General features: G+C 67.8%; 21 protein-coding genes and 1 riboswitch. Of the genes, 9 read left to right on the forward strand and 12 right to left on the reverse strand.

The features are described from left to right. Positions 1-89: 89 nt before the first annotated feature. Both ACUTAG_RS13265 and ACUTAG_RS13270 read left to right on the forward strand, forming a co-directional pair. The gene (locus ACUTAG_RS13265) at positions 90-1,865 is read left to right on the forward strand and encodes a DEAD/DEAH box helicase (protein ID WP_446650213.1); all 1,776 of its coding nucleotides are present in this window, start codon (positions 90-92) and stop codon (positions 1,863-1,865) included. A gap of 88 nt (positions 1,866-1,953) precedes the next feature. After that, positions 1,954-3,135, forward strand: coding sequence for a class I SAM-dependent methyltransferase (locus tag ACUTAG_RS13270; protein WP_054482024.1), 1,182 nt, complete (start codon positions 1,954-1,956; stop codon positions 3,133-3,135). 12 nt (positions 3,136-3,147) lie between these two features. On the opposite strand, the gene ACUTAG_RS13275 is transcribed toward ACUTAG_RS13270, so the two are convergent. The 3 genes from ACUTAG_RS13275 to ACUTAG_RS13285 form a co-directional block, all read right to left on the reverse strand. Then, a complete protein-coding gene (locus ACUTAG_RS13275; RefSeq protein ID WP_006389803.1) occupies positions 3,148-4,251 on the reverse strand; it encodes a tRNA CCA-pyrophosphorylase in 1,104 nt (367 codons plus the stop codon). Then, a complete protein-coding gene (locus ACUTAG_RS13280) occupies positions 4,248-6,338 on the reverse strand; it encodes a transglycosylase SLT domain-containing protein (protein WP_446650214.1) in 2,091 nt (696 codons plus the stop codon). The genes ACUTAG_RS13275 and ACUTAG_RS13280 overlap by 4 nt, the downstream gene beginning before the upstream one ends. A 65-nt stretch (positions 6,339-6,403) precedes the next feature. Further along, positions 6,404-6,565 (reverse strand): hypothetical protein, encoded by a 162-nt coding sequence (locus tag ACUTAG_RS13285; protein WP_153228310.1) that lies wholly within the window; start codon positions 6,563-6,565, stop codon positions 6,404-6,406. A 25-nt stretch (positions 6,566-6,590) separates the two neighbouring features. On the opposite strand from ACUTAG_RS13285, the gene ACUTAG_RS13290 reads away from it, so the two are divergent. The 7 genes from ACUTAG_RS13290 (at position 6,591) to ACUTAG_RS13320 (ending at position 13,988) form a co-directional block, all read left to right on the forward strand. Next, positions 6,591-7,265 (forward strand): 5-formyltetrahydrofolate cyclo-ligase, encoded by a 675-nt coding sequence (locus tag ACUTAG_RS13290; RefSeq protein ID WP_035184374.1) that lies wholly within the window; start codon positions 6,591-6,593, stop codon positions 7,263-7,265. A gap of 405 nt (positions 7,266-7,670) precedes the next feature. Then, on the forward strand, positions 7,671-9,101 hold the full coding sequence (locus ACUTAG_RS13295; RefSeq protein ID WP_446650215.1) for a circularly permuted type 2 ATP-grasp protein: 1,431 nt from the start codon (positions 7,671-7,673) through the stop codon (positions 9,099-9,101). Between the two features lie 2 nt (positions 9,102-9,103). Continuing rightward, positions 9,104-10,090 carry an alpha-E domain-containing protein gene (locus tag ACUTAG_RS13300; protein ID WP_049055700.1) on the forward strand — a complete coding sequence of 329 codons (987 nt, stop codon included), beginning with the start codon at positions 9,104-9,106 and terminating at the stop codon, positions 10,088-10,090. Positions 10,091-10,103: 13 nt separating this feature from the next. Further along, positions 10,104-10,907 (forward strand): transglutaminase family protein, encoded by an 804-nt coding sequence (locus tag ACUTAG_RS13305; RefSeq protein WP_024070704.1) that lies wholly within the window; start codon positions 10,104-10,106, stop codon positions 10,905-10,907. A gap of 55 nt (positions 10,908-10,962) precedes the next feature. Next, positions 10,963-11,826 (forward strand): proteasome-type protease, encoded by an 864-nt coding sequence (locus ACUTAG_RS13310; RefSeq protein ID WP_026382086.1) that lies wholly within the window; start codon positions 10,963-10,965, stop codon positions 11,824-11,826. A gap of 238 nt (positions 11,827-12,064) precedes the next feature. Next, positions 12,065-12,841, forward strand: coding sequence for a DUF3800 domain-containing protein (locus ACUTAG_RS13315; RefSeq protein WP_054485583.1), 777 nt, complete (start codon positions 12,065-12,067; stop codon positions 12,839-12,841). 148 nt (positions 12,842-12,989) lie between these two features. Continuing rightward, the gene (locus ACUTAG_RS13320; RefSeq protein WP_148317433.1) at positions 12,990-13,988 is read left to right on the forward strand and encodes a tripartite tricarboxylate transporter substrate-binding protein; all 999 of its coding nucleotides are present in this window, start codon (positions 12,990-12,992) and stop codon (positions 13,986-13,988) included. 167 nt (positions 13,989-14,155) lie between these two features. Here the strand turns inward: ACUTAG_RS13320 and metF are convergent, their stop codons facing one another. The 9 genes from metF to ACUTAG_RS13365 all read right to left on the reverse strand — a co-directional run bounded on the left by metF (position 14,156) and on the right by ACUTAG_RS13365 (position 22,798). Further along, positions 14,156-14,998 carry a methylenetetrahydrofolate reductase [NAD(P)H] gene (metF, locus tag ACUTAG_RS13325; RefSeq protein WP_020925929.1) on the reverse strand — a complete coding sequence of 281 codons (843 nt, stop codon included), beginning with the start codon at positions 14,996-14,998 and terminating at the stop codon, positions 14,156-14,158. 135 nt (positions 14,999-15,133) lie between these two features. Beyond that, positions 15,134-15,469: a phage holin family protein gene (locus tag ACUTAG_RS13330; RefSeq protein ID WP_006389784.1), complete on the reverse strand. Its 336-nt coding sequence runs from the start codon at positions 15,467-15,469 to the stop codon at positions 15,134-15,136. A gap of 120 nt (positions 15,470-15,589) precedes the next feature. Next, positions 15,590-17,008: an adenosylhomocysteinase gene (gene ahcY, locus ACUTAG_RS13335; protein ID WP_006389783.1), complete on the reverse strand. Its 1,419-nt coding sequence runs from the start codon at positions 17,006-17,008 to the stop codon at positions 15,590-15,592. A 100-nt stretch (positions 17,009-17,108) separates the two neighbouring features. After that, positions 17,109-17,244, reverse strand: a riboswitch (S-adenosyl-L-homocysteine riboswitch). A gap of 67 nt (positions 17,245-17,311) precedes the next feature. Further along, positions 17,312-18,352, reverse strand: a complete 1,041-nt coding sequence (locus ACUTAG_RS13340; protein ID WP_054485600.1) for a glycosyltransferase family 4 protein — start codon at positions 18,350-18,352, stop codon at positions 17,312-17,314. A gap of 79 nt (positions 18,353-18,431) precedes the next feature. Next, positions 18,432-18,668 (reverse strand): DUF1289 domain-containing protein, encoded by a 237-nt coding sequence (locus ACUTAG_RS13345; protein ID WP_006389781.1) that lies wholly within the window; start codon positions 18,666-18,668, stop codon positions 18,432-18,434. Between the two features lie 106 nt (positions 18,669-18,774). Then, positions 18,775-19,668 carry an alpha/beta fold hydrolase gene (locus tag ACUTAG_RS13350; protein WP_006389780.1) on the reverse strand — a complete coding sequence of 298 codons (894 nt, stop codon included), beginning with the start codon at positions 19,666-19,668 and terminating at the stop codon, positions 18,775-18,777. 29 nt (positions 19,669-19,697) lie between these two features. Next, positions 19,698-20,336 carry a 3-isopropylmalate dehydratase small subunit gene (gene leuD / locus ACUTAG_RS13355; protein ID WP_054482019.1) on the reverse strand — a complete coding sequence of 213 codons (639 nt, stop codon included), beginning with the start codon at positions 20,334-20,336 and terminating at the stop codon, positions 19,698-19,700. Next, positions 20,333-21,754 (reverse strand): 3-isopropylmalate dehydratase large subunit, encoded by a 1,422-nt coding sequence (gene leuC / locus ACUTAG_RS13360; RefSeq protein ID WP_446650216.1) that lies wholly within the window; start codon positions 21,752-21,754, stop codon positions 20,333-20,335. Before leuC ends, leuD begins: the two co-directional genes overlap by 4 nt. A 60-nt stretch (positions 21,755-21,814) precedes the next feature. Then, positions 21,815-22,798 (reverse strand): Bug family tripartite tricarboxylate transporter substrate binding protein, encoded by a 984-nt coding sequence (locus ACUTAG_RS13365; protein WP_446650217.1) that lies wholly within the window; start codon positions 22,796-22,798, stop codon positions 21,815-21,817. Between the last annotated feature and the right edge of the window lie 131 nt (positions 22,799-22,929).

Raw genomic sequence — 22,929 nt, forward strand, 5'->3', positions numbered from 1 at the left:
TGCTCCATCAACCGTCGCCTGGATCCGGCCGCCTAATCCCCTGGCCCGACCAAGCACTGCGCCGCATTTGATCGCGGCAAGGGAAAGTAATGTCTTTCGAAAACCTGGGCCTGGCGCCCGCCCTGCTGTCGGCCCTGCAAGACGCTGGCTTCACCACCCCCACCACCGTTCAAGCCTCGGCCATTCCGCAGGCGCTGGCCGGCCACGACCTGATGGTGTCGTCGCAGACCGGTAGCGGCAAGACCGCCGCCTTCATGCTGCCGGCGCTGCACCGCATCGCCCAGACGCCCGCCAACAAGGGCGTCGGCGTGCAAGTGCTGGTGCTGGCCCCGACGCGCGAACTGGCCCTGCAGGTCACCGACGCCACCGCCACCTACGGCCGCAAGCTGGCCGACCTGCGCACCGCCACCGTCGTCGGCGGCATGCCCTACGGCGCTCAGCTGAAGGCGCTGTCGCGCCGCGTCGATGTGCTGGTGGCCACGCCCGGCCGCCTGATCGACCACCTGAACTCGGGTCGCGTCAAACTGAACACCGTGCACACCCTGGTGCTGGACGAAGCCGACCGCATGCTGGACATGGGCTTCATCGAGGACATCGAAACCATCGTTGGCCGCCTGCCGGCCGAACGCCAGACGCTGCTGTTCTCGGCCACGCTGGACGGCACCGTTGCCAAGCTGGCCGCGCGCATGATGCGCGACCCGCGGCGCATCGAAGTCGCCGGCGCCAAGGAAAAGCACACCAACATCACGCAGAGCCTGCTGTACGCGGACGACGCCAGCCACAAGATGCAGCTGCTGGACCACGTCCTGCGCGACGCTTCGCTGGACCAGGCCATCGTCTTTACGTCGACCAAGCGCGGCGCCGACGATCTGGCCGACCACCTGGCCGACCAGGGCTTTGCCGCCGCCGCCCTGCACGGCGACATGAACCAGCGCCAACGCACCCGCACGCTGTCGCAGCTGCAGCGCGGCCAACTGCGCATCCTGGTCGCCACCGACGTGGCCGCCCGCGGCATCGACGTGCAAGGCATCAGCCACGCCGTCAACTTCGACCTGCCGATGCAGGCCGAGGACTACGTGCACCGTATCGGCCGTACCGGCCGCGCCGGTCGCAACGGCCTGGCGTTCACGCTGGCCACGCATTCCGAGCGCCACAAGGTGCGCCGTATCGAACACTACATTGGCCAGTCCATCACGCCCGAAGTGATCGCCGGCCTGGAACCCAAGCGCACCCCGCGTCCGTCGACCGGCGGCGCGCCGCGCGGCGGCAAGCCTTTCGGCAAGCGTCCGGGCGGCTTCGGCGGCGGCTACCAGGGCCACCGTGACGGCGGTTCGCGTGAAGGCCGCTCGTTCGGCGGTCCGCGTGGTGAATTCAAGCCGCGCGAAGGCGGCTACCAGGGCGCCCGCGAAGGCGGCGGCTACCAAGGCAACCGCCCGTTCGGCGACCGCCCGGCCCGTTCGTTCGGCGATCGTCCCAGCTTCGGTGATCGTCCCCAGCGCGAAGGCGGCTACCAGGGCAATCGCCCCTTTGGCGACCGCCCCCCGCGTGAAGGCGGTTTCCGTGGCGGCGACCGTGATTCGCGCCCGAGCTTCAGCGACCGCCCCAGCTTCGGCGATCGCCCGCAGCGTGATCCGCGTCCGTTCAACGAGCGCGGCCCGCGTGAAGGCGGCTTCCGTGGCGGCGACCGCGACTCGCGTCCGAGCTTCAGCGATCGCCCCAGCTTTGGCGACCGGCCGCAGCGCGAAGGCGGCTTCCGCGGCGGCGACCGCTCGGAAGGCGGTTTCCGTGACCGTCCCAGCTTCGACAAGCGCCCCGGCGGCCCCGCCAAGCGCTTCAACAAGCCGGCCGGCGCCCGCCGCGGCTAAGCCCTGATCGGCACCCAACAAACCCCGCGCCTGTCGCGGGGTTTGTTTTTTGGGAAAATGCCCTATTCAAGACGCCTTTCCTTCCGCCATGCAACGCCCCGCTCCCGCCAACCTGCCCCCGCTGTCTCCCGCCGCCCAGGCCCATAGCGAAGCCGCCGCCGCGCATCTGCGCGCCGCCATCGCCGCCGCTTCGGGCTGGCTGCCGTTCGATCACTGGATGGCCGAGGCGCTGTATGCGCCGGGGCTGGGCTACTACGCGGCCGGCAACGTCAAGCTGGCCGAAGCCGATGCGCGCGCGCCCGCGGGCGATTTCGTCACCGCACCGCAACTGACGCCGCTGTTCGCCCGTACCCTGGCGCGCCAGGTCGCCCAGGTGCTACGCCAGACCGATACCCAGACGGTGCTGGAGTTCGGCGCCGGCACCGGCGCGCTGGCCGAAGGCGTGCTGCGCGAGCTGGATGCGCAGGGGCTGCAGGATACGCAGTACCTGATTCTCGAAGTGTCGGCCGACCTGCGCGCGCGCCAGGCCGAGCGGCTGGCGCCGTTCGGCGAGCGGGTGCGCTGGCTGGATGCGCTGCCCGAACGTTTCCGCGGTTGCGTGCTGGCCAACGAGGTGCTGGACGCGATGCCGGTGTCGCTATTCCGCTGGAGCGACGACGGCGTGGTGCTGGAACGCGGCGTGACGCTGGACCCGGCCCAGGGCTTCGTCTGGGAAGACCGGCCGGCTCCGCGGCGCCTGGCAGAGGCGGTGGCAGCGCGCATGCCGGCGTTGCCGGGGTATGTGTCCGAGATCAACCTGCAGGCCGAAGCCTGGATCGACGCCATGAGCGACTGGCTGGAACAAGGCGCGGCGCTGCTGGTCGACTATGGCTTTCCGCAGGGCGAGTACTACCACCCGCAACGCGCCGGCGGCACGCTGATGTGCCATCTGCGCCACCACGCGCATGGCGATCCGTTCACCGCGCCGGGGCTGCAGGACATCACGGCGCACGTCGACTTCACCGCCATGGCGGATGCGGCGCAGGCAGCGGGTCTGCAGGTGCTGGGATATACCTCGCAGGCGCGCTTCCTGATGAACGCCGGCTTGATGGAATTGCTGGCGCAACTGGATCCGACCGATGCGCGCGCTTACGCGCAGGCGGTGGCGCCGGTGCAGAAGCTGCTGTCGGAAGCCGAGATGGGCGAACTGTTCAAGGTGCTGGCGGTGGGCCGCGGCATCACGCAGCCGCTGATCGGCTTTGCGCGCGGCGACCGCCTCGGCAAGCTGTAGGAAGGGGCGGCGTCAGGCGGCGCGCAGCCGCTGCAGGCGCGCCTCGCGCAGGCTCTGCTTGATGCGCGCCGGATCGCCCGCGCAGGAGCGAGCGATGGCGCCGGCATCCACGCCGCGCACGGCTTCGGCCCGATCGCGCCAGGCATTGCCATCCACCGGGCGCAGCACCGCCGCCGCCGCCAGCAGATCAAGGAAGCGCTCAGGCTTGCGCAACGCATCCACCCGCTCCATCAGCGCAAGCTGCGCATCGGCCGGGTCGGCGCCAGCCGCCTGCGCGGCATCCAGACCCGTCAACATGTCGGGCAGCAGACGCGCGTAGTCGTTGCACTCGGTAGGCACGCGCAAGCGCCGGCCCAGGGCCTCGCGTCCGGGCGACAGCCGGCACAGCAGCGCATAGCGGCCCGGCAGCGACAGCTTGCGCGCGGCCGCGCGATCGACGTCGCCACCGGTCTCCTCGGACCCTGTCAATTCGGGCATGACGCGCTCCAGCGCCCCCGACTGCCGCAACACGTCCAGCATGCGCGACGGCGCGGCCGCCATCAAGCCGCGCGACACTTCTTTCCAGACGCGCTCGGGCACCAGGGCGTCGGCCTCGCCGGCCTCGACCATCTGGCGGCACAGGGCCATGGTCTCGGGCGCGACGCTGAAGTCGGCGAAACGCGCGGCGAAGCGGGCCAGGCGCAGGATGCGCACGGGATCTTCCTGGAATGCCTCGCCCACATGGCGGAACACGCGGGCCCGCACGTCGGCGGCGCCGCCGAGCGGATCGACCAGTTCGCCGTCCTGCTTCTGCGCAATGGCGTTGACCGTCAGATCGCGGCGGCGCAGGTCCTCTTCAAGCGTGACGTCGGTGCCCGTGTAGAACGTGAAACCCTTGTAGCCGCGGCCCGACTTGCGTTCGGTGCGCGCCAGCGCGTATTCCTCTTTGGTGACCGGGTGCAGGAACACCGGGAAATCGCCACCCACCGGAATGAAGCCGCGCCGCGCCATGTCCTCGGGCGTGGCGCCGACCACCACCCAGTCGTGATCGCCGGGCGTCAGGCCGAGCAGCGCGTCGCGCACCGCGCCGCCCACGATGTAGGCCTGCAAGCCCTGCGTCGCCACATCCGCCGTCATGGCAGGGTGGTGCTTTCCGCGCCCAGCGGCACGACGTTGCCCAGCCGCTCTTTCAGCGACTGCGGCTGGCCGCTGAACATGGCGGCGTAGTAGACCGAGTTGGACATCACGTTCTTGACGTAGGTGCGCGTCTCGTTGAACGGGATGGTTTCGGCGAAGATCGCGCCTTCGACGGGGTGATTGAAGGTCGAGCGCCAGTTGTGCGGGCGGCGCGGACCGGCGTTGTAGCCGGCGCTGGCCAGCATCTGCGAGCCGTTCAGATCGCGCAGCACCATGTTCAGGTAGTTGGTGCCCAGCTCGGTGTTGGTGTCGAAGTCGTTGACGCTGTCGGGCGTGAAGTTGCTCATGCCGATCTTGCCCGCGACCCATTTGGCCGTGGCCGGCATCAGCTGCATCAGGCCGGAGGCGCCGACGTGCGAGCGCGCGTCCATGATGAAGCGCGATTCCTGGCGGATCAGGCCGTAGACCCAGGCGGGGTCGAGCGCGATGGCGTTGGCCTTGGCGGTGACGCGGCCCTCGAACGGCGCGATGAAGCGCTGGCTGAAGTCGAATTCCTTCTCGGTGCGGTCGGACGTATTGACCACGCGGTCGTAGATGTTCTCGGCGCGTGCCAGTTCGGCGGCGGCAAGCAGTTGGCGGTCGCTCATGCCGCGCAACGCGAAGTTCCATTCGGGCACGGCTTCCTGGCGCCAGCCCAGGCGGAACAGCTGCACCGCGCGGCGCAGGCCCGGGTTGGCACGAGCCTCGGCGATCTCGCTGTCGCTGATGGGCGCCGGGCGCGGCGGCACGGTGATGCGCCGGCCCAGTTCCTCGGCGGCCAACTGGCCGTAGAAGTCGAAGCGGTCGGCGATGGAGGCGTAGGCCGCATTGGCCTGGTCGCGGCGGCCGGTGGCGGCCATGCCGCGCGCCTTCCAGTAGATCCAGGATGGATCCTGCTGTTGTGCTGCAGGCATCTGGTCGATGGACTCGATGACCCACTTCCAGTCGATCTTGGGCTGGCGCAGCGCGGCCCGCACCTTCCAGCCGGCGTTGTATTCCGTCATGCGGATATGGCCGGCCTCGTGGTACCAATCGTCGGCGCGGCTGTCCAGGTTGAGCGCGGCCACCAGCGCGTACTGGCCGCGGATCCAGGCCAGGTTCGACTTGGCCATGGACTTGGCCCATTCGCGCCGCAGGTAGGAATCGGCCACGTTGATGTCGGAACGGGCCAGGCGCGCCAGGGCGATGGTGACCAGTTCTTTTTCGTTGCGGCCCACCGGCAGGCGGTCCTGCCGCGTCAGCCAGCGCATCGGGTCCTTGATGAGGACGTCGTAGGTCTTCTGGTCGCGCGGCTCGAACATGTACTGCACGAACTTGCGCGCGTCGGTGGTCTTGTTGGCCTCGATGGCGTCGCGCAACTGCGGTTCAAGCTGGTCCCAGCCCAGGACGTTGTCGGCCACCAGCTGGTCGTAAAGCGTCCAGCAGGCGCTGCCCGGCGCGAACACCGCCATGGCCTGCGCGGCCGTGGCACGCTGGCCGGTCATGTGCTTGGCGTTGAGGATGGCGCATTCGACCTGGGCGTTGCTGTTCTTGACCGGAGCCAGCTTGCGCACGGTCTCGAAGTCGCCGCTGCGCGCGGCGGCCAGCAGCCAGTCGGCGCGCAGCCGGTCGGCCAGGTAAGCGTCGCCATTGCCGTTGATGAACTTCTGCAACTCGGCGTTGGGGCGCCCGCCCGCGGGCGGGCTCCACAACTGGTAGCGCAACAGCCAGTATTCGGGATACATGCCGAGCGGATCGGACTTGGCCTGGGGCACCAGGGCGCCCAGGATCGACCACTGCTTGCGATTCATGGCTTCGCGCGCGGCCACCACGGCGGCCAGCGCGGGCGTTTCGGCGGTGGGCGGCAAGCCCGCCAGCACGGCCGGCGGCACGGCCGGCGGCACGGCGATGGCCGGTTGCGGCGCTTGCGCGGCGGGTTGCGGCTGGGTATTGACGGATGCGGTGCGCTGCTGGGCGTCGACGGGCGCGCACGCCGCCGTGAACAGCGCCAGCAAGGGCAGCCAGCGGCGCAGGCCGGCGCGGGCGTCGGCGGTGCGTGGGGATTTCATGGCGGTTTTCTGATACCGTCCGGATTGCGGGCCGTGGACCGCGGCCATGGGATTGCGCGCGGGCTTCATGCGCGGACCTTGAGGGCAGCTTGCGGATCCGCGCAGTGATAGGCGCAGAGGCAGGCGCGGCGATGCGCGTGATCGTTGGCGCGGCCGCCGACGCGGTTGCCCGCGCGCAGGTTCGCGCCGTTAGACGTGTTATCGCTGACCCGCATTGTCGCCTTCATTTTCCACCCCTGTTACAGCTACCGCATGACTACGCAAAATACTCCAGAGGATACCGCAAGCCAGCTACGCACGCGATTGCGGAAACTGCGCGCCGAACTGCCTGAAGACCAACGCAGCCGCGGCGGTCTGCTGATGCGCGCGCGGCTGTTCACCTGGCTCAATGTGGCCCGCGACGAAGCCGTGCGGGCCGGCCGCCGCGCGCCCGCCGTCGTGGCGGCCTTCTGGCCCATGGAAGACGAGCCGGACCTGCGGCCGCTGCTGGAGCAATGGACCGAAAATGGTGTCACGGTGGCGCTGCCGGTGGTGCGCGAACGCAACGCGCCGCTGGCCTTCCTGCCCTGGACGCCCGACGCCGAACTGCGCGCCGGCCCCTATGGCATCCAGGAACCGGCGCGAGGGGCCGAGGTGCTGCCCGACGTGCTGCTGGTGCCCACCCTGGGTTACACCGAATCCGCCGACCGCCTCGGTTACGGCGGCGGCTACTACGACCGCACGCTGGCGGCGCTGCGCGAGCGCGGCCACGCCTTCACCACCATCGGCGTGGCCTGGAGCTGCGGCGAACTGGACCCCGGCTATGAACCCGCCGCCCACGACTTCCGCCTCGACGCCGTCATCACGCCGGACGGCTGGGTGCCGCATGCCCCGCAGGAACAACCCGGCCAGGGCGGCACCACGGTGCAACGCTACACGCTGCGCTGACGCACCAGTTTTGCCCCGGGGCTTGCACCAGAACGGTGCAAGCCCTATGATCTGACCCTGATATCCCCGATTGCCGCTTGCCGCGGCATCCCTCGCGGGCACCACCCCGCTCCGCCTGCGCGCGCCGTCCGCGCCGACGCCATGCCGTCGCGCAGCCCCACATTCGGACCCGTTCCGCCCCGCCCACCCGGCAGCGGAAGCCGTCGTCCCGCCCACGCCATCGCTGCCTCCGTACATCCGGAGGGTAGCCAGCCGCCGCCGACCAGAGGATATTTACCTCCAGGCGGCCCCCCGTCGGCGCCAGCCCAAGCTGGCACACGGGTTGCTTATTCATTCAGACCGGCCACGCATGGCCGGACAACGGCCGCGCCCAAGCCGGCCGTCAGCATCTGCAACGGAGGAGCCATGAAGGACAGATCATCCCGTCCCGCCGCCTATGACGAAATGCGCGACAGCGCCGGCGGCATACGCTCCCACTACCAGGCCTTCGAGCGCTGGCACCAGGAGCAATCGGCCGAAGCCATGGCGGCGCGCCGCCTGGAGGCCGACCTGAGTTTCCGGCGGGTCGGCATCACTTTTTCGGTGGCGGGCGACGCCGCCGGCACCGAGCGCCTGATCCCGTTCGACATGATCCCGCGCATCATTCCCGCCGACGAATGGCGCCGCCTGGAGGCCGGCCTGAAACAGCGCGTGCGGGCGCTCAACATGTTCATCCACGACATCTATCACGGCCATGAGATCGTGCGCGCCGGCGTGGTGCCGGCCGGGCAGGTGTTCCTGAACGCCCAGTACCGCCCCGAAATGCAGGACGTGGACGTGGCCGAGGACATCTACTGCCACATCGCCGGGGTCGACATCGTGCGCGCCGGCGCCGGCGAGTTCTACGTGCTGGAGGACAACCTGCGGGTGCCGTCCGGCGTGTCGTACATGCTGGAGAACCGCAAGATGTCGATGCGGCTGATGCCCGACGCGTTCAGCCGCATCAAGGTCGAACCGGTGGCGCACTACCCCGACCTGCTGCTGGACAACCTGCGCGAAGTGGCGCCGCACGGCGGCGATGATCCCACGGTGGTGGTGCTGACGCCCGGCATGTACAACTCGGCCTATTTCGAGCACGCCTTCCTGGCGCAGCAGATGGGCGTGGAACTGGTGGAGGGCCAGGATCTTTTTGTCGAGCAGAACACGGTCTACATGCGCACCACGCAGGGGCCGCGCAAGGTGGACGTGATCTACCGCCGGCTGGATGACGACTTCCTGGATCCGTTGTCGTTCCGCGCCGACTCGGCGCTGGGCGTGCCGGGGCTGCTGTCGGTGTACCGCGCCGGCCGCGTGACGCTGGCCAATGCGATCGGCACCGGCATCGCCGACGACAAGTCCACCTATCTCTACGTGCCCGACATGATCCGCTTTTATCTGGGCGAGGAGCCGATCCTGTCGAACGTGCCGACCTGGCGCTGCGGCCGTCCCGACGAGCTGTCGCACGTGCTGGCCAACATGCACGACCTGGTGGTCAAGGAAGTGCATGGCGCTGGCGGCTACGGCATGCTGGTGGGTCCGTCCGCCTCGCGCGCCGAGGTCGAGTCGTTCAAGGAGCGCGTGCGCGCGAACCCCGCCAACTACATCGCGCAGCCCACGCTGGCCCTGTCCACGGTGCCGACCTACGTTGAATCCGGCGTGGCGCCGCGCCACGTCGACCTGCGCCCCTACGTGCTGTGCGGCAAGGACATCCGCACGGTGCCGGGCGGCCTGTGCCGCGTGGCGCTGACCGAAGGCTCGCTGGTGGTCAACAGCAGCCAGGGCGGCGGCACCAAGGACACCTGGGTTCTGGAGGAATAACGATGCTGAGCCGAACCGCCGACAATCTGTTCTGGATGTGCCGCTACACCGAGCGCGCCGAGAACACCGCCCGCATGCTGGACGTGAACCTGCAGATGTCGCTGCTGCCGCAGGACGCGCAGACCCGCGAAGGCTCGTGGAACGCCGTGCTGCGCATCTCCGAATTGCACCGCCTCTATCACGCCAAGCACGCCGCGATATCGCCGCAGGACGTGCTGCAGTACATGGTGCGCGACGCCGAGAACCCCTCGTCCATCTACAGCTGCATGCGCGCCGCGCGCGAAAACGCCCGCGCGGTGCGCGGCAGCCTCACCACCGAAGTCTGGGAGACCTACAACACCACCTGGCTGGAACTGCTCAAGCACCTGCACACCGGCCTGCTGGAACGCAACCCGGGCGAGTTCTTCGAATGGGTCAAGTTCCGCTCGCACCTGGCGCGCGGCGTCACCATCGGCACCATGCTCGAAGACGAGGCGCTGTACTTCCTGCGCATCGGCATGCACCTGGAGCGGGCGGACAACACCGCGCGGATGCTGGATGTGAAGTTCCACGAGCGCGACGGCGACGGCGCGCCGCAACAGCAACAGGAAGGCCGCGGCGAAGGCAGCCCTTCGGGCGCGCTGCAAAGCGAGTTCTACCGCTGGTCGGCGCTGCTCAGCTCGGTGTCCGGGCTGGAGATCTATCGCAAAGTGTACCGCGACGTCATCACGCCGGACCGCGTCGCCGAGCTGCTGATCCTGCATCCCGACATGCCGCGCTCGCTGCTGGCGGCCATGCGGGCGGTATCCGAGGATCTGGCCCGTGTGTCCAACCAGCGTTCGACCGAAACCCAGCGACGCGCCGGCATGCTGTGCGCCGAACTGCAATTCGGCCGCGTCGAGGACATCCTGCGCAGCGGCCTGCACCAGTACCTGGAGCACTTCCTGGACCGCATCAACGACCTGGGCAACCGGATCAGCCAGGACTTCCTGGTGCCGTTGTCGGCATGACAAGGAGACAGGCATGAAACAGATCATCACGCACGTCACGCACTACCGCTATACGGCGCCCGTCACCTACAGCATCCAGACCCTGCGGCTGACGCCGCGCGACGACGAACACCAGCGCGTGCTGCGCTGGCACATCGAGGCGCCCGGCGCGCTCGAGCAGCAGGTGGACGCCTACGGCAACATCACCCACACGCTGACGTTGAACCGCCCGCACACCGAGATCGAGCTGCGCGTGGTCGGGCAGGTATTGGTCGGCTCGCTGACGCAGGGCGCGCTGGGCGGCGAGGACAGCCGCCTGCCGGTGCACGCCTATTGCGTGCAGACGCCGCTGACGCAGGCTGATGACACCATCCTCGCCTTCGCCCACGCCGTGCTGCCCGACGGCCTGAACACGCCCGCCGACGTGCTGACACTGGCCACCGCGATCCACGACCGGGTCGCCTACGAGCCCGGCACCACTGACGTCACCACCGCCGCCGGCCAGGTGCTGGCGCTGGGCCATGGCGTCTGCCAGGACCATGCCCACCTGTTCCTGGCCTGCGTGCGCGGCCTGGGCGTGCCGGCCCGCTACGTCAGCGGCTACCTGTACACCACCGCCCAGCACGCCGCCAGCCATGCCTGGGCCGACGTCTGGCTGGCAGGCGCCGGCTGGACCAGCGTGGACGTGACCAACCGCCAGTTCGCCTCCGATTGCCACTGCCGCCTGGCGGTGGGGCGCGACTACGACTCGGCCTCGCCGGTGCGCGGCGTGCGCAGCGGCGGCGGCGAGGAATCCATGGAGGTCAACGTGCAGGTCCAGACCGCGGCCCAGCAATAACCCCGTCCGGCCACGCCGCAATACAATGCGGTGTGGCTTTCCCCTTTTTTCGATCATGACCTACTGCGTAGCCGCCCGCTTAGACGCCGGCCTGGTTTTCCTGTCTGATTCCCGCACCAATGCCGGGGTCGACCAGATCAGCGTATTCCGCAAGATGACCGTCTTCGAGCGTCCCGGCGAACGCATGATGGTGCTGATGACCTCCGGCAACCTGGCCGTCAGCCAGGCGGTGCTGAACGCGCTGGCGCGACAGCACGACGAGGGCGGCGAAACCGTCTGGAACGCGCCCGACATGTTCGAGGCCACCCGCCGCGTCGGCGCGGCGGTGCGCGCGGTCTACCACCGCGAGGCCGCGGCCCTGCACGAACAGGGCGTGGACTTCAACGTCAGCCTGATCTTCGGCGGCCAGATCGGCAGCGAGCGCTGCCGCCTGTTCCAAGTGTATTCGGCCGGCAACTTCATCGAGGCCGGCTCGGAATGCCCGTACTTCCAGATCGGCGAGGCCAAGTACGGCAAGCCCATCCTGGACCGCGTGCTGCGTCCCGACACCTCGCTGGACGAGGCCGCCAAGTGCGCGCTGATCTCCATGGATTCGACGCTGCGCTCGAACATCTCGGTAGGCCTGCCGCTGGACCTGCTGGTCTACGACGCCGACGCGCTGCGCGTCACCCATTTCGCCAGCATCGACGAACACAACGAATATTTCCGCATGATCCGCGGCACCTGGGGCGAGCGCCTGCGCCAGGTGTTCGCCGAGATCCCCGATCCGCTCTGGACCCGTCCGGAAGACCCCGGCTCGCTGGTGCCCGCCAGCCGCATCCACCAGCCGCTGCGCGCCGAACCGGTGGACATGACGCCGCCGGCCTATCCGACGCCGCAGGTGCTGGCGCAAGACCCGGGGAAGGACCAGCCAAACTAGGGTCTGGCAACGCATTGTCATACCCTTGAGGATGAGTCCTGCTTTTTCGAGAAGCCATGCCTGCAATCGAAGTTTTCCGCCATGATGCTTGCGGGCGCTCTCGAGCCGACTTACACTGATACCAACGCATGTGAATTCTCATATGCCCACCTTCCGAAGCCCGCACGCAAACCATTGCTGCGGGCTTTCGTGTTTCTGCGGACGAGGGCCTTGGACATCTCCCCCAAGGACTCGGAACGTGCATTACGTTGTCTATCTCGATGAATTCGGCCATGTCGGCCCTTTCCTTTCCCGCGACCACGCGCAATACAAGACAAGCCCGGTTTTCGGTTTCGGCGGCTTTCTGTTGCCGGTCGACGCCGTACGCGAATTCGCCATCTACTTCTACAGACTCAAATGCCATTTGCTGAGCTTTGAACTGGAGCGGCAAGATCAGCCCGCTTATCGCTGGGAAAAAAAGGGCGCCCAGCTCTACACCGTCAAGAACGTGCTCACATACAAGGCGTTGCGGGTGTCGACGGGGCGACTACTGAACCAGATTCGCAAGGTGGGAGGCTATGTCATTTATGCCGGGGAATGTAAATCGGCCGATGCGGGCGCGCATCGAGCCGCGGATCTCTTCCAGCGTCAACTGCTGCGCCTGATCCGGATCGCAGACCAATTCTGCAGAGCTCGAAACGCCACCTTCCTGTTGATGCTGGATGAACAGCAAGCCGGCAATGACTGGCGTGAGCGCAACATGGAAGCATGCACCCAGGCCATGTTCGAGGACGCAAGCGAGAAATGCAGAGCGTTGATCGAGCCGCCTATTCAAGGTGAGAGCTATTTGTTCCAGACACTGCAGTGCGCGGACTGGATCTGCGGCTTGGTCGGCCGATTGTGCGCCTACCAAAGCGCACCGGATCAATACGGAGACTGGGCGATTTTTCACCGGTATTTTGACGGCCGGATACGCGATGCCACGTTTCCCGCCTGCGGCCTGAGCCACCCCGGCGGGACGACATGGCGCGGCTGACACTGTCTCACCGTACAAACCCGGCTTTCCGCTTCCCTAAGCCGGGCTTGTAAAACCGCAAATTCTCATCTTCCGGCTGGCGCGCCACACTGGCGCCAGCCCGCCATGCATCGTCTTGCGGGTCGCCATAACACCACAAGGACGAGACATGACCCCATATTTCCCGCGCGCCCTGCGGCGCCTGGCCGTGCCGTTGCTGGCGCTGGGCTGCCTGGCCGGCGGCCCAGCCATGGCCCAGAGCAACTATCCCAACCATCCCATTTCCCTGGTCGTGCCGTTCGCGGCGGGTGGTCCCACCGACGTAGTGGCCCGCAGCCTGGGCGCCGCCATGTCCAAGACGCTGGGTCAGAGCATCGTGGTCGAGAATCGTCCGGGTGCGGGCGGCACGCTGGCGGCTACGCACGTGGCGCGGGCAGCGCCGGACGGCTATACCTTCCTGATCCACCACAACGGCATGGCCACGGCGCCCGCGTTGTATCGCAAGCTGCCGTTCAACCCGCTCACCGACTTCGCCTACGTCGGCCAGGTGGCCGACGTCCCCATGACGCTGCTGGGCCGCAAGGATCTGCCGCCGGGCGACATGGTCGAATTCATCAAGTACGCGCGTGCCAACGGCAACAAGATCAACCTGGCCAACGCCGGCCTGGGCGCGGTCTCGCAGTTGTGCGGCATGCTGCTGCAGGAAGCGCTGGGCACGCAGTTCACCACCATTCCGTATGCCGGCACCGCGCCCGCGCTGACGGCGTTGCTGGGCGGCCAGGTGGATGTGCTGTGCGACCAGACCACGCAGACCATTCCGCACATCAAGGCGCAGCGGGTGAAGCTGTACGGGGTCACCACGCTCGACCGCATCAGAACGCTGCCGGACTCGCCGACCCTGCAGGAAAGTGGCGTGAAGGGCTTCGAGGTCAAGGTCTGGCACGGCGTCTATGCGCCCAAGGGCACGCCACCGGAAGTGGTGGCAAAGTTCAACGAGTCGCTGCGCGCGGCGCTGAAGGACCCCGCCTTCACGCAGAAGATGGCCGAACTGGGCGCGGAAATCGTGCCCGAGGCCAAGCAGACGCCGGCCGGCCTGCAAAGCTGGCTGCAGTCGGAAGTGGACAAGTGGGGGCCGATCATCCGCAAGGCGGGCGTGTACGCGGACTGAAGCACCGGGCTCGCCCCGGACGTGCGCCTGCCGCCACCGCCCTGCCGACAGGTGGCGGCGGCAAGAGACGCATGCCGGCAGGCCCGCGACGTGGCTGTGACACGTCGAAAAAAAGGCCGGCAATGATTGCCGGCCTTTCCGTTGCCGCCTGACGAGCAGCCTGGCTGCTACACGCTCAGTTCCTTCCACACCGCCAGCGGCGCTTCGGCATGGTTGAGGGTGTAGAAGTGCAGGCCGGGCGCGCCGTTGTCCAGCAGGTTCTGGCACAGCTCGGTGACCACATCCACGCCGAAGGCGCGGATCGAGGCCTTGTCGTCGCCGAGTTCGGCCAGGCGCAGGCGGATCCAGCGCGGCACTTCGGCGCCGCACATTTCCGAGAAGCGCAGCAGCTGGGTGTGGTTGGTGATGGGCATGATGCCCGGCACGATCGGCACCCGCACACCCTTGGCCTGGGCCCGGTCGACGAAGTCGAAGTAGGCGTCGGCGTTGAAGAAGTACTGGGTGATGGCGGCATTGGCGCCCGCCTTGACCTTGGCCACGAAGTGATCCAGATCCGCCGACGGATTGGCGGCCTGCGGGTGCATTTCGGGATAGGCCGCCACTTCGATGTGGAACCAATCGCCCGTTTCCTCGCGGATGAACGACACCAGTTCGTTGGCGTAGCGCAGTTCGCCGGCGTCGCCGCCCATGCCCGAGGGCAGGTCGCCGCGCAGGGCGACCACGCGCCGCACGCCTTCGTTCTTGTAGGCCTGCAGGATGTCCCGCAGGTCCTGGCGCGAGGCGCCGACGCACGACAGGTGCGGCGCCGCATCGCAGCCCAGGTTACGCAGCGTGCGCACCGCGTCGGCCGTGCCGGCGCGGGTGGAGCCGCCGGCGCCGAACGTCACGCTGACGTACTTGGGCTGGATCGCCAGCATCTGCTTGGCCGCGCGGACCAGCCGCTCCTGGCCAGCCAGGTCACGAGGCGGAAAGAATTCCAGGCTGAACGCCGGAGAAGTCGAGTCGGACATATCGGATCAGTTATCCATAGCGCCACGCGCATCGCATGAAACAGGTGCCGCCCCCTCGGGGTGCCGCGGAGCCGGCTTTGCCGGCCCGCTGGCACGCCCCCTTGAGGGGAGCGCGTGGCGCTCGGGGGTGGGAATTCAGGGGATCAGTTTGGTAAGCAGGCCCGAGATGATGCTGTACAGGATCGCACCGCCCACGGCCCACCAGAACCCGTTGACCTGGAAGCCCTTCAGCACGGAGCCGACGAACCAGAACAACAAGGCGTTGATGACGATGAGGAAGAGACCGAGCGTGACGATCGTGATGGGCAGTGTCAGCAGCACCAGCACCGGCTTGACCAGCATATTGACCAGACCCAGCACCAGCGCGGCAATGAGCGCCGAACCGAAGCTGGCCACGGTGATGCCGGGCAGCAGGTAGGCAACGGCCAACAGGGCCACCGCGTTCAGGATCCAGACGAGTATCAATGCCATTGTTCGACCTCCTGTATTGACGCTCCGCGGCCCCGTCGTCGCCAGGCGAGACGGGCGAGCCCCGCGGACCGGAAAGCCCGCGCCGACATGGCGCGGCACTTCCCTATTTTGCTACAAGCATCAGTAGCGGTAGTGATTCGGCTTGTAAGGACCCTCGACCGGCACGCTGATGTAGTCGGCCTGGTCCTTGCGCAGCGTGGTCAGGTTCACGCCCAGCTTCTTCAGGTGCAGGCGCGCGACCTTCTCGTCCAGGTGCTTGGGCAGCACGTAGACTTCGCCCGACTTGTAGGCTTCGTTGCGCGTGAACAGCTCGATCTGGGCGATGGTCTGGTTGGCGAACGACGACGACATCACGAACGAGGGGTGGCCGGTGGCGCAGCCCAGGTTCACCAGGCGGCCTTGGGCCAGCAGGATGATGCGCTTGCCGTCCGGGAAGATGACGTGGTCGACTTGCGGCTTGATCTCTTCCCACTTGCAGTCGGCCAGGCTGGCGACGTCGATTTCGTTGTCGAAGTGGCCGATGTTGCAGACGATCGCCTGGTCCTTCATGGCGTTCATGTGCTCACGCGTGATGACGTGGTAGTTGCCGGTGGCGGTGACGAAGATGTCGCCATGGGCGGCGGCTTCTTCCATGGTCACGACCTTGAAGCCTTCCATGGCGGCCTGCAGGGCGCAGATCGGGTCGATTTCGGTGACCCACACCTGGGCGCGCAGGGCGACCAGCGCCTGGGCGCAACCCTTGCCCACGTCGCCATAGCCGGCGACCACGGCGATCTTGCCGGCGACCATCACGTCGGTGGCGCGCTTGATGCCGTCGACCAGCGATTCGCGGCAGCCGTACAGGTTGTCGAACTTGGACTTGGTGACCGAGTCGTTGACGTTGATGGCCGCGAAGGCCAGCTCGCCCTTCTGCGACATCTGGTACAGGCGGTGCACGCCGGTGGTGGTTTCCTCGGTCACGCCCTTGATCAGGGCCAGGCGCGTCGAGTACCACTTCGGATCACGCTCGAGCGTTTTCTTGATGGCGGCGAACAGCACGCGCTCTTCTTCGCTGCCGGGGTTGGCCAGCACCGAGATGTCCTTCTCGGCCTTGGTGCCCAGGTGCAGCATCAACGTGGCGTCGCCGCCGTCGTCGAGGATCATGTTGGCGTTCTGGCCATTGGGCCATTCGAAGATCTTGTGGGTGTACTGCCAGTACTCTTCCAGCGTTTCGCCCTTGACGGCGAAGACCGGCGTGCCCGACGCGGCGATGGCGGCGGCGGCGTGGTCCTGGGTCGAGAAGATGTTGCACGAGGCCCAGCGCACTTCGGCGCCCAGCGCCACCAGCGTTTCGATCAGAACGCCGGTCTGGATGGTCATGTGCAGGCTGCCGGCGATGCGGGCGCCCTTGAGCGGCTGCTTGGCGGCGAACTCTTCGCGGATGGCCATCAGGCCGGGCATTTCGGTTTCGGCGATGGCCAGCTCGCGGCGGCCCCAGCCTGCCAGCGACAGGTCGGCGACGATGTAGTCGGAGAAGGATTTATCGGTGACAGCGTTCATGGTGTGTAGGCTCCACGTGAATGACGAACGGCGCACGATACGGCCGGACAACGCGAAACCACCACGACAATCGAGTGCTCGCCTTTTCCGCCGTACGCGACAAAGGTGAGCGCCGTTGCTGTAACGCCGTGCAAGGCACGGCGCTTGAACAAGGATTCCTGAGCCTGGCGAACCGGGTTCCGCGGGCCATGGGACATGGCGGGAACCGCAAGGTCGTCGCAACGCTCCTCAGGATTGACGGGCATTGTACCGGTTTGGCCCGGGCAGTGGAAAGCCCGGCATGCAATGTCGGATCGGCGGCGGTCAGCCTGCCGGGGCCAAGGGCCCGGCCAGCTCCGCGCCGGGGGTCAGCGGCACCAGCGATGCCAGCAGATCCGTGGCCACGGCGTCCCAGCTGCGCGTCAGGGCGTGCTCGCGCACGGCGTGCCGGTCCAGCGGCAAGGCGGCGCGGCAGGCATGGACCAGGTCGTCATCCAAGAAACCGGTGACGCCTTGCGTCACCACCGCCAGCGGCGCTTCGCTGCGGAACGCCGCCACCGGCGTGCCGCAGGCCATGGCCTCCAGCATCACCAGGCCGAACGTGTCCGTCAGGCTGGGAAACACGAAGACATCCGCCGCGCCGTAGAACGCCGGCAGGGCCTCGTCGTTCTGCATGCCCAGGAACACCGCCTGGGGAAAGCGCTTTTTCAGACGCGCCTCGTCGGGCCCCGCGCCCACCACCACCTTGCTGCCGGGCAGGTCCAGTGACAGGAAAGCATCCAGGTTCTTCTCGCGCGCCACGCGGCCGACCGACAGGAAGACGGGCCGCGGCAGGTCCTGGAACGCCTGGCCGGGGGTGGGCTGGAATTTGCGGGGATCGACACCGCGCGACCAGATGCGCAGATTGGCGAAGCCGCGCCGCACCAGGATGTCGCGCACCGTCGGCGTGGGCACCAGCACGCATTGCGACGGCCGGTGAAACCAGCGCAGGAAGCGCCACGGCAGCGCGGCCGGAATGCCCATGCGCGCCTGCAGGTAGTCGGGGAACATCGTGTGGAACGAAGTGGTGAAGCGCCAGCCGCGCGACAGCGCCATGCGGCGCGCCGCCAGGCCCAGCGGGCCTTCGGTGGCGATGTGGAGCGCGTCGGGCACGGTATCGCCCAGGATGCGGCGCAGTTGCCGTCCCGGCTGCAGGCACAGCCGCAGGTCCGGCTCGGACGGGGCCGGCACGGTGCGGCTGCCCTGGGGATTCACCACGATCAGTTCGTGGCCCCATTCGGTGAGGATCTGCTGCATGGTCGTCCAGGTGCGGACGACGCCATTGACTTGCGGATGCCAGGCATCCGTAACCAGGACGATGCGCATGATGGGGCCGGAAATGGGCAATAGCGCGATTTAGCCCGCGCCATGTGACACCCTCAAGACCGCGCCCGGCGCGGCCGGCCTAGTTGTTGCGGCGGGGATACCCTTGCGCCTTGATGCGGGTCCAGACCTCGCGCTTTTCCTCTTCCGTCATGAAGACCCAGTTGGCCACTTCCATGGCCGTGCGGCCGCAGCCCCGGCAGATATCGTCGAACAGCGTGGAACAAACGGCAACGCAGGGGGAATCCGAGGTGCGGAAGGCACGCTGCGCGTCCTCGGGCTCGGGCAACTCGGTCAGATCGGCAAAAGACGGATTCATGGCCGAAAGGTTAACACCAGCGGTGCGTCCCTTTTTGGATAGCCCTATCGCCCGCCGTGGCTTGATTGACAACGCGGGAAGGGGTCAATCCGGGCCGCATTTGCCCCTACTTCCGCTCCCAGCCGAAGAAGGCGGATACCTCGCGCAGCAACGCGTCCGGGGTTTCTTCGGCCAGATAGTGGGCGCCGGGCAACGGCCCGCCGTCGACCTCGTCGGCCACCGCCCGCCACAACCCCAGCACGTCGAAATTGCGCCCGACCGCGCCGCGCTCGCCCCACAGCACGCGCAGCGGCATGCGCAGGCGCTCGCCGGCCGCGCGGCCCTGGCGGTCATGCTCCAGGTCCAGCGTGGCGGAGGCGCGGTAGTCTTCGCAGATACCGGTGGCCCAGCCCGGCAGGCGCGCCGTGCGCTCGTACTCGGCCATCGCCTCGTCGGAAAAATGCGCCAGCCCGCCGGGGCGGCCGCCCATCACCGAACGCAGGTAGAACACCGGATCGCGCTCGATCATGGTCTCGGGCATGGGCGCGGGCTGGATCAGCCAGAACCAGTGATAGTAGGCCTGGGCGAAGGCGCGGGTGGTGTTTTCGTACATGTCCAGCGTCGGCGCGATATCCAGCAGCATCATGCGTCCGACCGCCTCCGCGTGGTCCAGGCCCAGCCGGTGCGCCACGCGGGCGCCGCGGTCGTGGGCCAGGATGTCGAAGCGCTCGTGCCCCAGGGCGCGCATCAGCGCCACCATGTCGGCCGCCATGACGCGCTTGGAATGCGCGGCGTGGTCCGGCGTGGCCGCGGGCTTGTCGCTGTCGCCATAGCCGCGCAGGTCGGCGGCCACGCAGGTGTGGCGGCGCGTCAGTTCGGGCCAGACGCGGTGCCAGATGGCGTGGGTCTGCGGATGGCCGTGCAACAGCAGCAAGGGCGGTCCCGAGCCATCGACGCGGGCGGCGATGTGGATGCCATTGACCTCGCGGCGGCGCACGGGCAGATTGAAGAATGCGGTCATTGCGGTCTGTGCCTCTCAGTCTGTGGCGTTCATTGGCCGAGCCGGTCGCGCACGCGGCGCGCCACGTCTTTCATCCAGGGATGCCGGGCCCAGTGGCCGGCCTCGAAGTGTTCCACATCCGCCAATTGCTGTAACGAGGCACCCACCATGTCCTGCCCCTGCGAAAACATGCGGCGGTGCCGCGCCGGCAGGTCGAAATGCCCGCTCCAGCCGTCCGCGGCCCGCACCGTGCCCGCCAGCGCATCGATCTCGACGCGGTTGCCGGCGGGATCGGACACCCGCGCCAGCAGCGCGTCAACGTCGGCCGGCGGCAGGCTCACCAGCAGCAGGCCGTTGTTGAGCGCGTTGAAGTAGAAAATCTCGCCGAAGCTGGCGGCCACGACCGCGCGGATGCCGTACTGCATGAGGCCCCAGACCGCGTGCTCGCGGCTGGAGCCGCAACCGAAATTGGGCCCCGCCACCAGCACCGAGGCGCCGGCGTAGGCGGGCTGGTTCAGCACGCAGTCCGGACGCGGCGCACCGTCGGCGTCAAAGCGCAGGTCATAGAGCAGGCCGCGGTCCAGCCCGGCCTTGTCGATGATGCGCAGAAACTGCTTGGGCATGATCTGGTCAGTGTCCAGATTGGAGTACGGCAGGGGCGCGGCGACGCCGCTGATGATCTGGTTCATGACAGGTTCTCCAGGTCGCGCACGTCGACGATGCGGCCGGCCAGCGCCGCCGCGGCGGCCATGGCGGGACTCATCAAGTGGGTACGGCCGGCTCGCCCCTGGCGGCCTTCGAAGTTGCGGTTGGTGGTGGATGCGCAGCGCTCGCCCGGCCGCAGCACGTCGTCGTTCATGGCCAGGCACATGGAACAGCCCGGCTGGCGCCATTCGAAGCCGGCATCGACCAGCGCGGCCGCGATGCCTTCGGCCTCGGCCTGGGCGCGCACCGCGCCCGAGCCGGGCACCACCATCGCGCGCACGCCGCCGGCCACCTTGCGCCCGCGCACGACATCGGCCACCACACGCAGGTCCTCGATGCGGCCGTTGGTGCACGAGCCGATGAAGACCCGGTCGATGGGCACGCCGGCGATCGGCGCGCCCGGTTGCAAGCCGATGTATTCCACGGCCTTTTCCAGCGCCAGGCGCGCCAGCGCGTCCGGCTCGGACTGGGGATCGGGGACCGTGCCGGTGATCGGCATGGCCTGGTCGGGGCTGGTGCCCCAGGTCACGAAGGGCGCGATTTTCCTGGCGTCGAAGACATGCTCGGCGTCGAACACCGCATTGGCGTCCGAGCGCAGGGTCGCCCAATAGGCGCGCGCCTGCGCCAGTTCCGCGGCGTCCAGGTGCCGGGCACGGGCGGCGACATAGGCGTCGGTGGTGGCGTCGGGCGCGATCAGCGCGGCGCGGGCGCCGGCTTCCACCGTCATGTTGCACAGGGTCATGCGGGCCTCTGCCGACAGGCCATCGATGGCGCTGCCGCAGTATTCCACCGCGTGGCCGCGCGCGCCCTGCGCGCCGATGCGATGCACCACGTAGATCACCAAATCCTTGGCCGACACGCCGGCGGGCAGATGACCGTCGACGCGGATGCGCATGTTGCGCGCGACCCGGTACACCAGGGTCTGGGTGGCAAGGATGTGTTCGACTTCCGAGGTGCCGATGCCAAAGCCCAGCGCCCCCAGCGCGCCATAGGTGGTGGTGTGGCTGTCGCCGCACAGCACCACCATGCCCGGCAGGATCATGCCGTGCTCGGGCGCGATCACGTGCTCGATGCCTTGCAGCGGATCGGTGGTGTCGAACAGCGCGATGCGCTGCTCGTCGCAATTGCGCTTGAGATTGCGGGCCTGGCGCGACGAAGCATCGTCGGGAATCACGCGCAGCGCGGCCGGCACCGGATGGGTGGGAATGATGTGATCCACCACCGCCATCTGCTGGCCAGGCCGCAGCGCCTGGCGGCCGCGCGCGGCCAGGCCGCTGAAGGCCTGCGGACTGGTGTACTCGTTCATGATGTGCAGGTCGACGTACAGCAGGATGTGTTCATCGTCGATGCGGGCCACCTCATGGCTGGCCACCAGCTTGTCGTATAGCGTCATGCCGGGCATGTCGGTGCTTCCTTGCAAAAAACGCGCCCGCGCGGGGCGCGATGAAACCTGTGTCGCCGCTCAGTTCGCCTCGATGCCGGCGTCCTTGACGATGCCGGCCCAGCGCGTCATCTCGCCCTTGACCATGGCATCGGTCTCTGCGGGCGTGGAGACCAGCGGATCGAAGCCCTCGCGGCGCATGCGTTCGGACAGCTCGGCCGATTGCAGCGCCTGCGCCAGCCTGACGTTGAGCGTGTCCACCACCGCCTGCGGCGTGCCGGCGGGCGCGCTGATCACGAACCAGGTGGTGAAGGCGTAGCCGGGCAGGCCGGACTCGGCGATGGTGGGCACGTCCGGCAGCAGCGGCGAACGCGTGGTGCCGGTGACGCCCAGCGCCTTGAGCTTCTTGCCGTCCACCTGCGGCTTGGCCGCGGACAGCACGGGGAAGCTCATCTGCACCTGGCCGCTGATGGTGTCCACCATGGCCGGACCGCCGCCCTTGTAGGGCACGTGCAGGATCTGCGTGCCGGACACCGACTTGAACAGTTCGGCGGCCATATGGAAGGTGCTGCCGGTGCCGGCCGAACCGAAGCTCAGTTCATTGGCGGGACGCGCGCGGATATAGTCGAGCAGTTCCTTGACATTGTTCACCGGCAGCGACGGCGACACCGTCAGCACATGCTGCGAGGTGCCCACCGTGCCGACCGAACGCAGGTCGCGCGCGGTGTCGAACGGCATGTTGCGAAACAGCGCCGGATTGATCGCCAGCGACATGGTGTTGATGGCCAGCGTGTAGCCGTTCGGCTCGGCGCGGGCCGCGGCGGCCATGCCGATGTTGCCGGACGCGCCGGCGCGGTTCTCGACGATCACGCTCTGGCCCAGGGCCTTGCCCCAGGCGTCGGAAATCAGGCGGGCGGCGATATCGACGCTGCCGCCGGGCGCGAACGGCACGATCAAGGTGACCGGACGCTGCGGGAAGGCGTCGGCGGCAGTGGCTGGCGTCATCCAACAGGACGCCGCGGCGGCCAACGCGCACACCGTGCGCAACAGATGGGGGGGTTTCATGAGTCGGGTCTCCTCATGGGTGGCCGCGTCAGGCGGCTCTGCTATCGGTCAGCCCAGTGTATAAGCCCGTTCCATTCTTATAATTGGTGAAATAAATAAATCTTTATTAAATATGATTTATAAATAAAGCC

The sequence above is a fragment of the Achromobacter sp. CSND-B12 genome (assembly GCF_052906545.1).

What these genes read in the sequence shown, in the direction of transcription:
- ACUTAG_RS13265 (WP_446650213.1), top strand. Translation starts at nt 90, where the DNA reads ATGTCTTTCGAAAACCTGGGCCTGGCGCCCGCCCTGCTGTCGGCCCTG.
- ACUTAG_RS13270 (WP_054482024.1), top strand. Translation starts at nt 1,954, where the DNA reads ATGCAACGCCCCGCTCCCGCCAACCTGCCCCCGCTGTCTCCCGCCGCC.
- ACUTAG_RS13275 (WP_006389803.1), bottom strand. Translation starts at nt 4,251, where the DNA reads ATGACGGCGGATGTGGCGACGCAGGGCTTGCAGGCCTACATCGTGGGC.
- ACUTAG_RS13280 (WP_446650214.1), bottom strand. Translation starts at nt 6,338, where the DNA reads ATGAAATCCCCACGCACCGCCGACGCCCGCGCCGGCCTGCGCCGCTGG.
- ACUTAG_RS13285 (WP_153228310.1), bottom strand. Translation starts at nt 6,565, where the DNA reads ATGAAGGCGACAATGCGGGTCAGCGATAACACGTCTAACGGCGCGAAC.
- ACUTAG_RS13290 (WP_035184374.1), top strand. Translation starts at nt 6,591, where the DNA reads ATGACTACGCAAAATACTCCAGAGGATACCGCAAGCCAGCTACGCACG.
- ACUTAG_RS13295 (WP_446650215.1), top strand. Translation starts at nt 7,671, where the DNA reads ATGAAGGACAGATCATCCCGTCCCGCCGCCTATGACGAAATGCGCGAC.
- ACUTAG_RS13300 (WP_049055700.1), top strand. Translation starts at nt 9,104, where the DNA reads ATGCTGAGCCGAACCGCCGACAATCTGTTCTGGATGTGCCGCTACACC.
- ACUTAG_RS13305 (WP_024070704.1), top strand. Translation starts at nt 10,104, where the DNA reads ATGAAACAGATCATCACGCACGTCACGCACTACCGCTATACGGCGCCC.
- ACUTAG_RS13310 (WP_026382086.1), top strand. Translation starts at nt 10,963, where the DNA reads ATGACCTACTGCGTAGCCGCCCGCTTAGACGCCGGCCTGGTTTTCCTG.
- ACUTAG_RS13320 (WP_148317433.1), top strand. Translation starts at nt 12,990, where the DNA reads ATGACCCCATATTTCCCGCGCGCCCTGCGGCGCCTGGCCGTGCCGTTG.
- metF (WP_020925929.1), bottom strand. Translation starts at nt 14,998, where the DNA reads ATGTCCGACTCGACTTCTCCGGCGTTCAGCCTGGAATTCTTTCCGCCT.
- ACUTAG_RS13330 (WP_006389784.1), bottom strand. Translation starts at nt 15,469, where the DNA reads ATGGCATTGATACTCGTCTGGATCCTGAACGCGGTGGCCCTGTTGGCC.
- ahcY (WP_006389783.1), bottom strand. Translation starts at nt 17,008, where the DNA reads ATGAACGCTGTCACCGATAAATCCTTCTCCGACTACATCGTCGCCGAC.
- ACUTAG_RS13340 (WP_054485600.1), bottom strand. Translation starts at nt 18,352, where the DNA reads ATGCGCATCGTCCTGGTTACGGATGCCTGGCATCCGCAAGTCAATGGC.
- ACUTAG_RS13345 (WP_006389781.1), bottom strand. Translation starts at nt 18,668, where the DNA reads ATGAATCCGTCTTTTGCCGATCTGACCGAGTTGCCCGAGCCCGAGGAC.
- ACUTAG_RS13350 (WP_006389780.1), bottom strand. Translation starts at nt 19,668, where the DNA reads ATGACCGCATTCTTCAATCTGCCCGTGCGCCGCCGCGAGGTCAATGGC.
- leuD (WP_054482019.1), bottom strand. Translation starts at nt 20,336, where the DNA reads ATGAACCAGATCATCAGCGGCGTCGCCGCGCCCCTGCCGTACTCCAAT.
- leuC (WP_446650216.1), bottom strand. Translation starts at nt 21,754, where the DNA reads ATGCCCGGCATGACGCTATACGACAAGCTGGTGGCCAGCCATGAGGTG.
- ACUTAG_RS13365 (WP_446650217.1), bottom strand. Translation starts at nt 22,798, where the DNA reads ATGAAACCCCCCCATCTGTTGCGCACGGTGTGCGCGTTGGCCGCCGCG.